We start from the raw sequence: 13,438 nt of genomic DNA, 5'->3' as shown, positions 1-13,438 counted from the left end.
GTTCCGGCAGGTATCGCCAAAGCATTCGCTCCTTTATTTTGTACTACCAAACCACTGGCGGTGAGGCCAGAAACCGTGACGCTAATGGTAAAGACTGGCGGTAGATTGTTATTTTTAATCAGATTAAGCTCATCCCCTGATGAAGGCCTGGCGCAATAAACGGGATTGCTCAAGTTATTACATACTTTGGGGCCACCTCGTACATCACCAACTAATTCATTCGCAATAATCTGCAAGGTCAGCGTACAATTAGCCCCAGGAGCTAAATTAAAAGGCGTGTCGCAACTGCCTCCGACCTGAGTAACGCCATTAGGCAATTCAACAACTCCATTGCCGTCTAAGGGATAAGGTGTGTTGTTCGTGACGTTGTAGGTGGTCGTAAAGGTTTGGCCCGCATAAATTGTGCTGGGTAATTTGGTGATAGGGGTAATTAAAAAAACAGGGGTTGTTGCGTGTGCGAGCACGGTGCCGCACAAAGCCAAACCCAATAGGATGCATTGAATGCTTTTTTTCATGTGATTCATCCCTAAATAAAGGCGGTCAGTTGGAAACGAAGTTCCTGGCTGTATAAATGAGGGACACGAAGCGTTTGTTCCGTACGTTGGGCAGGGCTTCTGCCTAATGAGGCTTTACCCAAGTCGGCAAATTGATAGCCAATACCCAAGCGAAGTCCGGCATTAAGGTCTACATCAATCCCGCCGCCAACGCCCCAGGCAAAGGAGGTCTGTGTTCGGCGACTAAAGGGTGTCATAGGCGCTGCTTCACTAATAAGAGGCGTTTCTTTATAAGCACTCGCGCGATTAAAACCCGCCCCCAATTCTCCAGACACATAAGGGTGAAGGGTTTGTTTGACTGTTCCGAGCACTTTCCCGGTCGCCATCACGCGTTTTGACTGGATGCGGTAGTCATAAATAAAATTATCAAATGCAGGTAAAGCAAATAGCCATACGTGGCCTTGGCTTTTTACTTCGGTGTTAAAATAACCCGATAAGCCTAATTGCCAGGACAACTGCTCGGTGGCTCCTCGCTCCACTCCTAAGCCCAATCCCACTAAACCACTGCTTTGATAGGAGGAGTTCTTCGTATAATGATTTGAAAAGGGGGGCAGTAAACTCAAGGTCTGCGCATGGCCCGTGCGAATAAAATCAGCACCAAGGGTAAAACCAACGAAAGGACGCAGGTCTGAATGGACTCTTGAGGAAACTCCATCTCCTCCAGTATGGCCCAGATGACTCAGACAAAACAGACTGCTACCTAACAATACAAAACGACTTAATGTGCTCATTAAAATCCTTCTTATTTATGCCCTAAATGGAGTGCGAATGCTTGCATGAAAATGTTGCACTTTTCTTTATGGAATTGTTTATTTACACACCGATACAATGCCTATCTACTGAGATTTCTCTGCCCGACGTAGTATCCTCTTTCAGTAGTATCTGTCCCTCTTGTGGCTTTGCTGTTTTGAGGTCCTGTCCAGCTTTTTTGTTAACGAGCTTACGTCCCTTTTTTTAAATTCACGTGGGAATAGAGCTCGATAGCGCCGAGAGCAATACACTTCAGCTCCTATTTGTTGCTAGCTCAAGAAAGCGTTTTTTATTCTATCGTCTATTGGGTAGAAGTCAAGCAGGAAGGGCAGAGTCCCCGAGTTCGTTTTTCCATCTAAAAAACTGGCCAGGGGATTTTAGGACATAATTAGGTCATAACAACTCAAACACTTTTCAGACCTCGGACCGGAACGTCCAAATGATAGACGTAATGGTCGATTATTTGCTCGGCCTGCTCGCTGGTTAAGGGCTTGGTGATCGCCCCTTCCATAAAGTATTGCTCGCAATCGTATTTCACCACATCTGCTTCATATCCAGTCAAGGCAATAATAGGCACATGGTGATTGGTGTCTTTTTCCATATTACGTAGTTGTTTGGCAACAATATACCCAGAAGTGCCCTCCAGCCCAATATCCATCAGGACCAGATCATATTTTCCAGGATCAAACAGCTTTAAGGCCATATCCCCGGTATCAGCAATATCGACCTGACAATTTAATGCAGTTAGCAGAGCTTTCTCCACATTTTGCGCAATAAGATTATCTTCTATCATTAAAATGCTAGGTAAGGACGTTATTTTTGCAGGCAATTCGGATTTTATCGCCTCTTTCTTTTGGATCTGCTCGCTATGAATTTGTTTTTTATTAGCGCTGATATCAGTTAGTACCACCACCAGGCCCACTACATTTTTATTTTCATCAAACATCGGTACGCGATTTGTTCGGAAATAAAGATTATTATTATTCCCATCAAGTATTGGCTTTTCCTCTACATTATAACGAGACTGACCAGTAAATATCGCTCTCATATCATCCAATTTAAGCATCTCAATAGACTTATCGTTCCAGTGGGCGAATTTTTCCATTTGTTGGTAGGGGGTACCTTTAAAATCCCGCAGTTCATTTAAGCCTAATAAGGCCACAAAACGATTATTGCATCCGAGCAAGTGACAATCTACATCGACCCAGTACACAATATCAGGCAAACAATTCATAATATCCATATAATACTGATGAACCTGTTTCAAATTTTCGGGATTTCCTTTCTGATGATTCCAGAACATGAATTACCTCCAACACGCCACATTAACAAGATTATAGTACAACTTGGCTTTTTTTGTTCCGTGTCATTTTATAATAGGTAATATTGAAGTATTTTGATAATAATAAATAATTTTGTCCGCCTGAATGCCTCATAATTAATTCGTCAAATCAATACGGTTCACTCCAGGAATATTCATGATTAAATCTTCAGTATATGCAGTAGATGGGGTATGGAACCCAATGGGTGCATTCCCGGCTAATATATGGTGGACAATGGTCAGAACAGACAATGAAGTTAGCTCATAACCATTAGGAGTGGTCATTAAAGCTTTGAATGTAGCACCGGAACCATTGCTCACTTCACCGTATATTTTGGCGACTGAATTATGCCGCTCGGCCATGGATGGGCCTTCTGGCAATTGCTGTATTTTATGCTCGATGTATCGTTTAACCAGTTGCCATTTAAAGAGTGCCTTTATAGGGTTAATCCATTTATTCAAACGAATCATTTTCTTAGGTAATGCCATATAGGTCTCAATGTGAGGAATACCAGTGCTCCACCATGCTGAAGCCAGATCACCCCATGATACAGCAGCACACAATAGCGATTTGTCGCCACCAAAATCAACCATTCTGGTGTTCCAGTTTAAAGGAACATTTTTTAACTGGCCTTGTTCCCGGATCATTGCCCCATCAGAAATTCCATCCAGCATGGTCCTGGCTGTTCCACGAGAAATCCCGGCATTAGGACCATCCCCCTTTTGGATAGAACCTATAGCCAAAACCAATTGAACAGCATCTGGCAATTGACTCTTCAAATAATGAGCCAGACAATCGCTGGGAACGACGTCAAACCCTGCTCCAGGCAATACCATAATGCCAGCAGCTTTTGCCTCATCATTTAAAGCACTTAACTGCTCTATAACCATGACCTCACCAGTAATATCAATATAATGAGTATGTGCAGCAAGGCATGCTCGCACCATATGATTATAGGTATGGATAAAAGGACCGGCACAATGAATAACCGCAATGAACTCCTGAAGAATAGATTGAGCCTGCTCTATTGATTCCAAATCAAATACCTTGTAATCCAGATTTAATCTCTGAGCTTGTTGAGCCAGCCGCTCTTCATTACGCCCCCCCAGCACCGGTCTTAATCCTTGCTTAAGGCTTAATTCGGCAATTAAATTTCCCGTATAACCGTAAGAACCATAAATTAAAAAATTATTTTTACTGTTCATGCCCATTCCTTCGCAACATCCTGGTTTAAATCCAGTTTAAACCTATATTTAATTATTATCGAGACACAATTTAGTGGAGGAATGACTTCAAAGTCGTTATTAATCCAGTTAACATAGTGGCTCAGAATTTAAAAAAAAAGTTGCTATGAGAACAACCAGCCTTCTTGATGGTCTGATCAACGAGATCGACAGCGCTCTGCGAACCTTGCTGCCTCCTCAAAAGAGAGTTCCTGCTCGACAATCCCCATCGGCAGCAGTTGAGGATACCAAGCTGTCATCCAGGGAAAAACAACACATCGCCGGTTTAATGAGAGTTAATCATTCCGGAGAGGTTTGTGCCCAAGCCCTTTATCAAGGCCAAGCACTAACAGCAAAATTAACCCACATAAAAGAACAGATGGCTCAAGCAGCAGAAGAAGAAGTAGATCATCTGGCCTGGTGTGAAGAACGCTTGTCCGAATTAAACTCCAGTCCCAGCAAATTAAATCCGTTTTGGTATGCCGGCTCAATAGTGCTTGGAGCTCTGGCAGGCTTTGCCGGAGATAAAATCAGCTTGGGATTTGTTGCAGAAACAGAACGTCAAGTCACATCTCATTTACAAAAACACATACAGGAAGTGCCCGCTGTAGATAAAAAAACTCAGCTAATCCTTAAGCAGATGCAATTGGATGAAGAGCAGCATGCTTCCATGGCCATGGAAGCAGGAGCAACAGAGCTACCCTATCCTGTGAAACAATTAATGAACATAGTATCTAAACTAATGACCAAGAGTAGTTACTACATTTAAACAAGGAACCGTCAGGAATGGACAACAATACCTTATTTATCCTGTTCGTCATTTTCCTGGCTTTTGTCTTCGATTTCATTAATGGATTCCATGATGCGGCAAATTCTATAGCAACCATAGTAACGACTGGCGTTTTAACCCCACGACAAGCGGTATTATGGGCTGCTTTTTTTAACTTTATTGCCTTTCTCATTTTTAATTTAACCGTTGCCAAAACGATTGGCAGCGGTCTTATCGACACAAACCTGGTCAACGCGCCATTTATTCTAGCAGCCCTCACTGGAGCAATCTTCTGGAATCTGGTGACTTGGTATTATGGTTTGCCCTCAAGCTCCTCACATGCCTTAATCGGAGGCATGGCAGGAGCCGCGATAGCAAAAGGAGGAATAGGCTCACTTAAAGTTGCTGGTTTTGCCAAAGTTGCAGCGGGGATCTTTATTTCACCCATATTGGGACTAATCATCGGCTTTTTGTTAACACATGCCTTAACCACCTTACTCAAGCATAAAAATGAAACGCAGCTCAATGGTTTGTTTAAGGGCTTTCAATTATTCTCATCAGCGTTGCTCAGTCTGACTCATGGCGGAAATGATGCTCAGAAAACGATGGGAATCATTGCTATCCTGCTCTTTTCTGCATCCTGGATTAGCGGTGAATTTTATGTTCCTTGCTGGGTCGTTATATCCTGTCATCTGGTTATAAGTCTAGGCACTCTGGCCGGAGGTTGGCGAATAATCAATACAATGGGAACCAAAATAACCAAACTAAATACCTTAAAAGGTTGTGCTGCAGAAACAGGAGCTGCCTTCACTATTTTTGCAGCGACTGAATGCGGTGTTCCAGTATCAACAACCCATACAGTAACCGGAGCAATTGCGGGAGTTGGCCTGATAAACGGTGTTTATGGTACTCATTGGGCGATGCTCAGAAGGATTTTTTTATCCTGGTTACTCACCATTCCTGCCGCAGCAATAATCGCTGCAGCAATTATGTTAACCTACGGCTAAAATATTATTCTGTAGTACACGACCCTTTCGTTCCTAACACACTGTTTCTCCGACTAAACATAAAATAAACGGCAAGCCCAAGAACCATCCATATTGTAAATCGAATAATGGTGAGCAACGGCAGATTACAAATCAAATAGAAACAACTGATTATTCCTAAAGCAGGGACATAAGGCATGCCAGGTGTTTTGAAGGGCCGCGGCATTTCTGGTTTGGTTTTACGCAGATAGATAACACCAGCGCATACGACCATGAAAGCAAATAAAGTACCAATATTCACTAACTCGGCTAAAGTGGTTATTGGGGTAATTCCAGCAAATGATGCCATCAAAATGCCGCATAACATGATAATGCGAACTGGTGTCTTGGTATTATTATTGGTTTTAGCAAATATTTGGGGCAATAGGCCATCACGGGACATAGCAAGAAAGACCCTGGTCAGCCCATAGAATAAAACCAGCATCACGGTAGTTAATCCGGCTATAGCGCCAACTCCGATAAGGCCTGCTGCTGTTTTATGTCCTAAAATCAAAAGAGAATGGCTAATCGGTGAAGATACATTCAGAGTCGTGTAATGAACAATAGCGGTTAACAATCCTGCCACAACAATGTATAAAACCGTGCAAATCAGTAGCGAACCAATAATTCCACGCGGTAAATCTCGTTGCGGATTAATCGCCTCTTCCGCAGCAGTAGATACCGCGTCAAAACCAACATAGGCAAAAAAGATTAATGAAGCCCCTTTCATCACTCCAGACCAACCAAAAGGTAAAAAGGAAGACCAGTTTTCCGCACGAACTTCAGTGGATGCAATGGCAATAAAGATAAAAATAACCAATAATTTGATAAGAACCATCACGTTATTAAAACGAGTACTTGATTTAACCCCTATAATTAAAAGACCGGTTAAGGTGGCAATAATTAAAAATGCAAGTAGATTGAACACACCCCCATCAACAGGTCCATGCAACAAATAATCAGGCATCCGCAATTTCATTGATAAAAGAAAATCATTAGCATAACCACTCCAGCCCACAGAAACAGCAGACACAGAGATTGAATATTCTAATAACAAATCCCAGCCAACTATCCAGGCAAACAGCTCACCAAATCCAGCATAAGCATAACCATAAGCACTGCCGCAGCCGCCAATGGCAGCGGCTAATTCAGCATAAGAAAGTGCTGCAAAAGCACAGGCCAATCCCGCAACAACATACGATAAAACCACAGCAGGACCCGCCTGAGTCGCGGCAGCAATGCCCGTAAGAATGAAAATGCCTGCACCGATAATGGCACCAACACCAAGAAAGGTAAGATCAAATAAGGAGAGGCATTTGGCTAAATGGGATTCATTATCCAATGATCCTGCGATGTCTTTTTTGCGAAACAAGTCCATGATAGTATGCTCTCTGGTTTATGACTGTTCTATTCTCAACAAGAGACCTTGTAGAACCTTTAAGTCGGGTTAGCTTCCTTATAACTGAAACCGCTCACAATCAAACTCTAACACTAAAATATGGCCGGGATAAACCCCGAAAGGTTAAAACGTAAATGAAAAGACTTATTTCCAGCGTGCTGCTTCTGTTTTCTCTTCATGTGGTAGCTGCTCCAGAAGCCCAGCAAACCAATTGTTCTCGCTGGGGCTCGCTTCTACAGCCAGTATGTCAACGCCTCCATCAGATATGGACAGAAGGTGACAACGAACTCTATATTTCAGGTTATGCTTGGCATAATCGTTATACCTACAGTCAAGAAAAAATAAGATCTTATAATGAGGGAGCATGGGGAGGCGGGCTAGGAAAGGGGCTGTTTGATGAAAAAGGAAACTGGCATGGACTCTTTACCTTTGCTTTTCTGGATTCACACAGCGACTGGGAACCTGTTGCAGGATATGCCTATTTAAAAGTGGCTAATCTACACAAAGATCTTAAGGCAGGAATTGGCTACACTGTCCTGGTGACTGCTCGCTCAGACATCAATAATTATATGCCATTTCCTGGGGCTTTGCCTTGGGCATCAGTTTTTTATAAAAAAGTAACGGTGGCCGCAACGTACATTCCAGGATTCAATAAAAACGGCAATGTTTTATATATCTTGGGTAAGTATACTTTTTAATGTAGCAAGGAGATTGCACCATGATGTTCAAATCAAAGCTGGCTATTTTTTTTGGCACCCTGATTTTCGCCAGCTCTGTTCTCGCAGGTCAAGATAAACCAGATGTCTGTCCTGACATGCCGGCCATACAGTCAGAAGGAATGACTAATGCTGCCGAAATTCTTGAAGGGTTTTATCTTACCTTTCATGTAAGTCATTACGAGACCCCATCTAATTGGGTCTTTATCATGGGGGGCATTACTGCAGAATCAGAAGAGAGAGCCATAGAAACAAGCAACCAGATTCTATCGACCATGTCAGGCTCACCAACACCAGAAAACGATGGCCAAGGAAGCTGGGTGTGCCAATATGCAACCAATACCCCAGAACTTTCAGCATTCGCAGTACAAGCAGATGATATGCTTTCCCCGGTTAAAATGTCGCGCTATCTCAGAAAAAATCATTAATGAACAAGCCATTACGGGAGCAAAATACTGCTTCCGTAATACGCCAGAAATTACTTAATTAAACGCCAAATGTAATCGCGCTATCTTTTTAATATATCATTCAAGGGTATTTTGGTGGTTAACCGAATAATGTGCTATGGTTTTAAATAACTAAAATTCAGGACGATGAACATGAAATCATTTATTGAGCAAGCTCAATTCTATGCAGAGTATCACCAAAATCCCATGACCCGTTATACTCACATGGCAGGAGTTCCGTTAATTATCCTTTCACTCATGATATTACTTGGCTTTGTGAAAATTGTAATACCAGACGTATACGCAACCAATCTGGCTTGCCTGACGGCAGTAATCGCGCTCATTTATTACTTTCGCCTCAATTGGAAGCTGACTTTAGTCCTTGTTCCAATCTTTATTGTTTTACTATGGTTTGCTAATTTGTTTAGTTATTTCGGGCCAACCAAGTTAGGGCTTTGGGCCTTTTTAATTACCTTCGTTTTGGGTTGGGGCTTGCAATTTTATGGCCATTATATTGAAGGAAAAAAACCCGCCTTTATGGTGAATTTGTGCCAGGCACTCATCGCTCCACTCTTCCTGGCCGCGGAACTAATGTTCATGGCAGGGTTCATGAGCGATTTAAAAAACCAAATCTACGGAACAACTGAAATCATACCAAGTAAAGAACCCGTTGAGTAATGAATCAGGCCACACAAAACAGCCCTGTTTTTAAATAGGTAGATAAAACCATCTACCTATTTTTTAGTTTAAAACAATGATGTATTTTCTGATTGCGTTTAAAATCCTGATCGATAGTCTGGCTACTAATGTCTTGAATAGAAAAATGATCTTTAAGCGAAGCATCCAATTTAAAATGACGAAAATTGGTTGAAAAATATAATACCCCATCAGAATTCAGCAACCTCATTGCAGAGCGAATTAAATTGTTGTGATCTCTTTGTATGTCCAATGTATTGGTCATTCGTTTTGAGTTCGAGAAACTGGGCGGATCTAAAAAGATGACATCGAATTTATCCCGGCTCACCGTTAACCATTCCTGACAGTCCATCTGGATGAATTGATGTTTTGCTGTATCCAGATGATTTAACCGAAAATTATCCTGAGCCCATTGTAAATAAGTGTTGGATAAATCAACATTGGTTGTAAATGCACCGGCAATGGCCGCATGCACGCTGGCACTTGCTGTATAACAAAAACAGTTCAGAAATCGTGTTCCTGGCTTTAATTCGGCAAATCGCAGACGTAATGGCCGGTGATCGAGAAAAAGACCAGTATCTAAATAATCATAAAGATTAACTTTCAGTTTCGCGCGCCCTTCAGTCACTGTCATAGCATGGCGCGTTTTATCCATTTTTTGATATTGTTCTGTGCCTTTTTGTTGCTTGCGTTGCTTTACCACTAATTTATCGGGATCAATTCCTAGAGCTCTCGGCACTACCTGCATTACTTCCAAGCTTCTTTTCTCTGCTTTTGCCACAGGGATACTGGAGGGGGCAGCATACTCCTGCAACACTGCATAATCATTATAGATATCTATCGCATAAGCATATTCTGGTAAATCCGCATCATAAATTCGATAGCAGGAAATCTCATTTTTCTTCGCCCATTTTTGCAAATGATTGCGATTTTTTTCCAGCCGGTTGAAAAGCATTTGTGCATTAGGAGACATCGTACTGCTCATGCTGCCCTTTAATTCATTTTCTACAGAGATATCTAAACAATATAACTTACATTCCAGAGGGCCGTTAAATAAAGTATATTGTTTACTCGCACGTAATCCCATTGCCTTAGCCAACACTGGATTAGAAGTCAGAACAGCGGCTTTCCAGCCCTGAAAATGACGATGCAGTACACTACCTAATTGCTGATATACTGGAACAAGCTGAGTTGTTTCTCCCAGCCTCTCTCCATAGGGAGGATTACAAGCCACTAATCCCTTTGCAGCCAATGATTGTGACTCTTTAACATTCAAAACCTTAAAGTCGACCAAAGGAAGTACGCCGGCGCGCTCGGCATTAGAACGAGCCAAAGCAACGGCTCTGCTGTCACTGTCTGATCCGGTTAACTTAATCCCTAGTGGCTTCACCAGTTGTAGTGCCTGCACCCGCATTTTTTCCCATAAGGAAGCTTGATGCTCAGCCCAATATTGCAAAGACTGATCCTGGCGTAATAAACCAGGGGCAATGTGGGCAGCCATCATTGCCGCCTCAATCACTAGAGTTCCGGCCCCACAAAAAGGATCATGGAAACCATATCCCTGAGCAGCTAACTCTGGCCACTTGGCCCGAATCAACAAAGCAGCAGCGACGTTTTCTTTTAATGGAGCCATGCCAGCCTGACTGCGATATCCTCTTTGATGCAAACTGTAGCCAGTTAAATCAAAACTGACGGTTAGCATTTCATTTTTTAAATGGGCATGAATGCGAATTTGCGGCTTTTCTTTATCGACGTTAGGCCTTGAGCCATTGAGCCGACGAAAATGATCAACAATTCCATCTTTAACCACCTGGGCACCATACATAGTATTGCGAATATGTTCCGATGAACCATGAAATTCTATTGCTATAGTTTTGTCATGAGTGAACACTGTTTGCCAATGAAACCCTGTACACAGTTGGTGCAAAGCCTGCTCATTTGCAGCATGACCGCTAAATAAGACTAATTGAATTCTGTTCGCTATTCTTGACCATAAACACAACTGGTAAATAACCGGAAGTGTCGCCTCGCCATAAACTCCTTGAGGACTGACTCGATTACTATGAAACCCTAAGGCTTTTAGCTCATCTTCCAGTACATATTCCAGCCCTTTTGGACAACTGATAAATAATGAATAATTCATAATATGGCTGACCTTAAGTAACGAAACAGGGCCTTTGCTGCACCAGTATTTTTTTCTTTCAATTGATCATCAATTGCTTTTTTTATCAATTGCCGTAATTGTTGAACGTCTTCGGGCTGATAAAGAGTAATAAACTCCGTCAACGCATCTTTGCCATCATTAAGCAATTTATCTCGCCACTGCTCTACTTCGTGAAACCCAGCCGTAACGGCACTGTCTTCTTCAAGAATTTGTTCATAAGCCGCAAGAATGGCCTCATGATCAGCAGCACGCATTAACTTGCCGATTAATTGAGCCTGACGTCGTTTGGCGCCATGGCTTTTGATTGCTTTCGCATCAATAATTGCTTTACGCAAGGTATCGGTAAGAGGCAATAAATCGAGTTTTGCCATACTTAAATCGATAAATTTTATGCCCGTTTTTTGTAAAAAATCGGCGTCTCTTTTTTTCTGTGATTTACTGACTAGCTCATCCATAGTATGCACTGGTATCAAAATTTGTGCTGATTATACTATATATGTCAAAAGCCCGATACTGCAGACTTTAAGTTCAAGATGAAATTACCGCATGGTTTCATCAGCCTCGCTGTTTTGTCGCCGGATAAAGTGCTTCCAAACCCGCGTCATCCAACAATTCACGCGCCTTTTCCGCAATATAAGAGTGAGCCATACAGCTGTTCTATCCACAGAGGACCATTAGAGAAACGACCTTCAAAATAAGGAGGAGAAATGGGGAGTTTGTACTACAGATAACGGTATAATTACCTTTATCTGACAAGCTGTCGCCCAAAATAACCAAGGTAGCAAACTGCTTGTTTGCAGCAAAACAAAATAGGGTAAAAATTAAACCTGTTAAAGTGACAAAAAATCCTTTTCATAACACCAATCCCGGCTGTATTTTGCTATTCTGCTGTTGCTAATTTACCAGCCGCCTGAATATTTTGTCTGCCAGGCCTTAATCGCAAATAAGTACGGCCAATTGCCAGAAAATTATAAATTAAGATACAAAGTAATAGTAAATGCAACCAGGTAATCGTTAACTGAGTGAAGATGGGAATAGTAATCAGCACTCCTAAACATCCGGAAAGACTTAAAATCAGCGTTTTCTTCAACGGTATTTTATTTTGTTGTAAAAAGACTAACGTGGTCAATGGCTGTTGCATTGCTCCGGCAGTCGTCATAATAGGGAAAGCAACAACAGGTGAAATATTCATCACGAATAAAACTCCTTGCACCATGACGAACAGCCCTATTCCAACAGAAGTCAAAGCACCACAAATCATTAAAGCAAAAAACCCAATCACTAATTTCCAGGAATGCAATTCAGTCAGATCGCCTCCCACGGGCAACCAGCGGAATTGATGCGATATCAACAGGACAATGATTAAGGCAAAACAACAAATCATGGCCAAACGAATCGCCTGCTTGCTCAGCCGACTGACAATCACCCCACCGAGCAATCCTCCGACACAGGTACCAGCAACCAAGGTCAATAAAGTAGTCAGATCTACATCGACCAAATGCATAAAAAACAAAGACTCAATCGCTCCGGGAATTACTTGTGCGCCATTGTTAACAGCCGGCAGCTCATCATCGTGAAAAGTTCCTAACAGCTTTGCCAAAGCAACATTGACGGCAAAACTGCCGACTCCTACGGTGTCCGCAATGAACGCAATAATGCCGCTAAAAATCAGCTTTATATATTGAACAAAGGAAATAGGAGTGGAAGGGGCTTGATGAAGTTTCATAATCATCATAGCGACACAGAAGAAACTCAGAATCAGTATGCCAGAGGTAATAAAAGAAATGGCCATTGTGTTCCTAACACTAATTAATATCAAACTTTAATGAACTGCCAAACAGAATATCACCATAGCGGTGGCACTATCAGGAAAAATTCAGAAGAACAACTGGGTGATTATATACTAAATTCACTGTTCAGCAAACAGGAATGGAACAATAAGCGTTCTTTGTGTGATGTTTTAGAGCAAAAAGTATGTTGGCTGATGAGGTATCCACTGCCATTAAGTAAAGAAACGTCACATCATTTCGTAGTCCAGATGAAGTGCACAGCGCGTAATCCGAGGAGTCGCGCTACATAGGGAAGCCCAAATTACACGGCACAATCAGAAGTACTCACTCCAACCTGGTTAAAAACTGTTTTGATTAACGCGGTATCGGCATTTAAATCGTTCCCAGCATAAAGAACACCGCAGGCACCACTGAGAAAATCAGTAGTAGGCGTCCAATACCTGGTATTGGCAATAAGCATCAGGTGAAATGCTTTTTTAATACCCAGTTCTCTCGAAAGCAAATAAAATGCTTTATTAAAAACACCACTGGCAGTATGAACAATATAATTTTGTCGTTCCTGAGGGTTTGCAATATTTGCATCT

Annotated in this window: 13 protein-coding genes and 2 pseudogenes; 5 read left to right on the top strand and 10 right to left on the bottom strand. The window is 42.0% G+C overall.

All coding sequences use genetic code 11. The features are described 5' to 3' along the window. The 4 genes and pseudogenes from Q0495_RS11725 to Q0495_RS11710 all read right to left on the bottom strand — a co-directional run. Positions 1–515: pseudogene (locus tag Q0495_RS11725) on the bottom strand (hypothetical protein); the annotation flags it as partial. Positions 516–526: 11 nt separating this feature from the next. Next, positions 527–1,285: a hypothetical protein gene (locus Q0495_RS11720; protein WP_298626510.1), complete on the bottom strand. Its 759-nt coding sequence runs from the start codon at positions 1,283–1,285 to the stop codon at positions 527–529. A gap of 422 nt (positions 1,286–1,707) precedes the next feature. Next, the gene (locus tag Q0495_RS11715) at positions 1,708–2,607 is read right to left on the bottom strand and encodes a response regulator (RefSeq protein WP_298626507.1); all 900 of its coding nucleotides are present in this window, start codon (positions 2,605–2,607) and stop codon (positions 1,708–1,710) included. Positions 2,608–2,742: 135 nt separating this feature from the next. Next, entirely contained in the window at positions 2,743–3,831 is a 1,089-nt protein-coding gene (locus Q0495_RS11710; RefSeq protein ID WP_298626504.1) for a trans-acting enoyl reductase family protein, read from the bottom strand. A gap of 145 nt (positions 3,832–3,976) precedes the next feature. On the opposite strand from Q0495_RS11710, the gene coq7 reads away from it, so the two are divergent. Then, the gene (coq7, locus tag Q0495_RS11705; RefSeq protein ID WP_298626501.1) at positions 3,977–4,618 is read left to right on the top strand and encodes a 2-polyprenyl-3-methyl-6-methoxy-1,4-benzoquinone monooxygenase; all 642 of its coding nucleotides are present in this window, start codon (positions 3,977–3,979) and stop codon (positions 4,616–4,618) included. A gap of 17 nt (positions 4,619–4,635) precedes the next feature. Beyond that, positions 4,636–5,625 carry an inorganic phosphate transporter gene (locus tag Q0495_RS11700; protein WP_298626498.1) on the top strand — a complete coding sequence of 330 codons (990 nt, stop codon included), beginning with the start codon at positions 4,636–4,638 and terminating at the stop codon, positions 5,623–5,625. A gap of 4 nt (positions 5,626–5,629) precedes the next feature. Here Q0495_RS11700 and Q0495_RS11695 read toward each other — a convergent pair whose 3' ends face one another. Beyond that, entirely contained in the window at positions 5,630–7,021 is a 1,392-nt protein-coding gene (locus Q0495_RS11695) for an amino acid permease (protein ID WP_298626495.1), read from the bottom strand. Between the two features lie 155 nt (positions 7,022–7,176). On the opposite strand from Q0495_RS11695, the gene pagP reads away from it, so the two are divergent. The 3 genes from pagP to Q0495_RS11680 all read left to right on the top strand — a co-directional run bounded on the left by pagP (position 7,177) and on the right by Q0495_RS11680 (position 8,882). Next, positions 7,177–7,740, top strand: a complete 564-nt coding sequence (gene pagP / locus Q0495_RS11690) for a lipid IV(A) palmitoyltransferase PagP (RefSeq protein WP_298626493.1) — start codon at positions 7,177–7,179, stop codon at positions 7,738–7,740. A 20-nt stretch (positions 7,741–7,760) separates the two neighbouring features. Then, positions 7,761–8,186 (top strand): DUF4949 domain-containing protein, encoded by a 426-nt coding sequence (locus tag Q0495_RS11685; RefSeq protein WP_298626487.1) that lies wholly within the window; start codon positions 7,761–7,763, stop codon positions 8,184–8,186. Between the two features lie 171 nt (positions 8,187–8,357). Further along, positions 8,358–8,882, top strand: a complete 525-nt coding sequence (locus tag Q0495_RS11680) for a DUF962 domain-containing protein (protein ID WP_298626484.1) — start codon at positions 8,358–8,360, stop codon at positions 8,880–8,882. Positions 8,883–8,934: 52 nt separating this feature from the next. On the opposite strand, the gene rlmKL is transcribed toward Q0495_RS11680, so the two are convergent. From rlmKL to Q0495_RS11660, 5 genes and pseudogenes are all read right to left on the bottom strand, one after another. After that, positions 8,935–11,043: a bifunctional 23S rRNA (guanine(2069)-N(7))-methyltransferase RlmK/23S rRNA (guanine(2445)-N(2))-methyltransferase RlmL gene (gene rlmKL, locus Q0495_RS11675; protein ID WP_298626481.1), complete on the bottom strand. Its 2,109-nt coding sequence runs from the start codon at positions 11,041–11,043 to the stop codon at positions 8,935–8,937. Further along, complete coding sequence (gene yjgA, locus Q0495_RS11670) at positions 11,040–11,519, bottom strand: ribosome biogenesis factor YjgA (protein WP_367274413.1); 480 nt, start codon at positions 11,517–11,519, stop codon at positions 11,040–11,042. Before yjgA ends, rlmKL begins: the two co-directional genes overlap by 4 nt. Positions 11,520–11,713: 194 nt before the next feature. After that, positions 11,714–11,841, bottom strand: a pseudogene (locus tag Q0495_RS16835) (lysophospholipase); the annotation flags it as partial. Between the two features lie 103 nt (positions 11,842–11,944). After that, positions 11,945–12,856 carry a sulfite exporter TauE/SafE family protein gene (locus Q0495_RS11665; protein ID WP_298626478.1) on the bottom strand — a complete coding sequence of 304 codons (912 nt, stop codon included), beginning with the start codon at positions 12,854–12,856 and terminating at the stop codon, positions 11,945–11,947. A gap of 299 nt (positions 12,857–13,155) precedes the next feature. Further along, positions 13,156–13,438 (bottom strand): M4 family metallopeptidase (locus Q0495_RS11660; protein WP_298626476.1); only part of this gene is annotated, 283 nt, incomplete at its 5' end.

It is taken from the genome of uncultured Legionella sp. (assembly GCF_937871865.1).
GTDB lineage: Bacteria > Pseudomonadota > Gammaproteobacteria > Legionellales > Legionellaceae > Legionella.
The sequence above is the reverse complement of the archived record's forward strand: the minus strand, read 5'-3'. Positions and strand labels throughout refer to the sequence as shown.

What these genes read in the sequence shown, in the direction of transcription:
- Q0495_RS11720 (WP_298626510.1), bottom strand. Translation starts at nt 1,285, where the DNA reads ATGAGCACATTAAGTCGTTTTGTATTGTTAGGTAGCAGTCTGTTTTGT.
- Q0495_RS11715 (WP_298626507.1), bottom strand. Translation starts at nt 2,607, where the DNA reads ATGTTCTGGAATCATCAGAAAGGAAATCCCGAAAATTTGAAACAGGTT.
- Q0495_RS11710 (WP_298626504.1), bottom strand. Translation starts at nt 3,831, where the DNA reads ATGAACAGTAAAAATAATTTTTTAATTTATGGTTCTTACGGTTATACG.
- coq7 (WP_298626501.1), top strand. Translation starts at nt 3,977, where the DNA reads ATGAGAACAACCAGCCTTCTTGATGGTCTGATCAACGAGATCGACAGC.
- Q0495_RS11700 (WP_298626498.1), top strand. Translation starts at nt 4,636, where the DNA reads ATGGACAACAATACCTTATTTATCCTGTTCGTCATTTTCCTGGCTTTT.
- Q0495_RS11695 (WP_298626495.1), bottom strand. Translation starts at nt 7,021, where the DNA reads ATGGACTTGTTTCGCAAAAAAGACATCGCAGGATCATTGGATAATGAA.
- pagP (WP_298626493.1), top strand. Translation starts at nt 7,177, where the DNA reads ATGAAAAGACTTATTTCCAGCGTGCTGCTTCTGTTTTCTCTTCATGTG.
- Q0495_RS11685 (WP_298626487.1), top strand. Translation starts at nt 7,761, where the DNA reads ATGATGTTCAAATCAAAGCTGGCTATTTTTTTTGGCACCCTGATTTTC.
- Q0495_RS11680 (WP_298626484.1), top strand. Translation starts at nt 8,358, where the DNA reads ATGAAATCATTTATTGAGCAAGCTCAATTCTATGCAGAGTATCACCAA.
- rlmKL (WP_298626481.1), bottom strand. Translation starts at nt 11,043, where the DNA reads ATGAATTATTCATTATTTATCAGTTGTCCAAAAGGGCTGGAATATGTA.
- yjgA (WP_367274413.1), bottom strand. Translation starts at nt 11,519, where the DNA reads ATGGATGAGCTAGTCAGTAAATCACAGAAAAAAAGAGACGCCGATTTT.
- Q0495_RS11665 (WP_298626478.1), bottom strand. Translation starts at nt 12,856, where the DNA reads ATGGCCATTTCTTTTATTACCTCTGGCATACTGATTCTGAGTTTCTTC.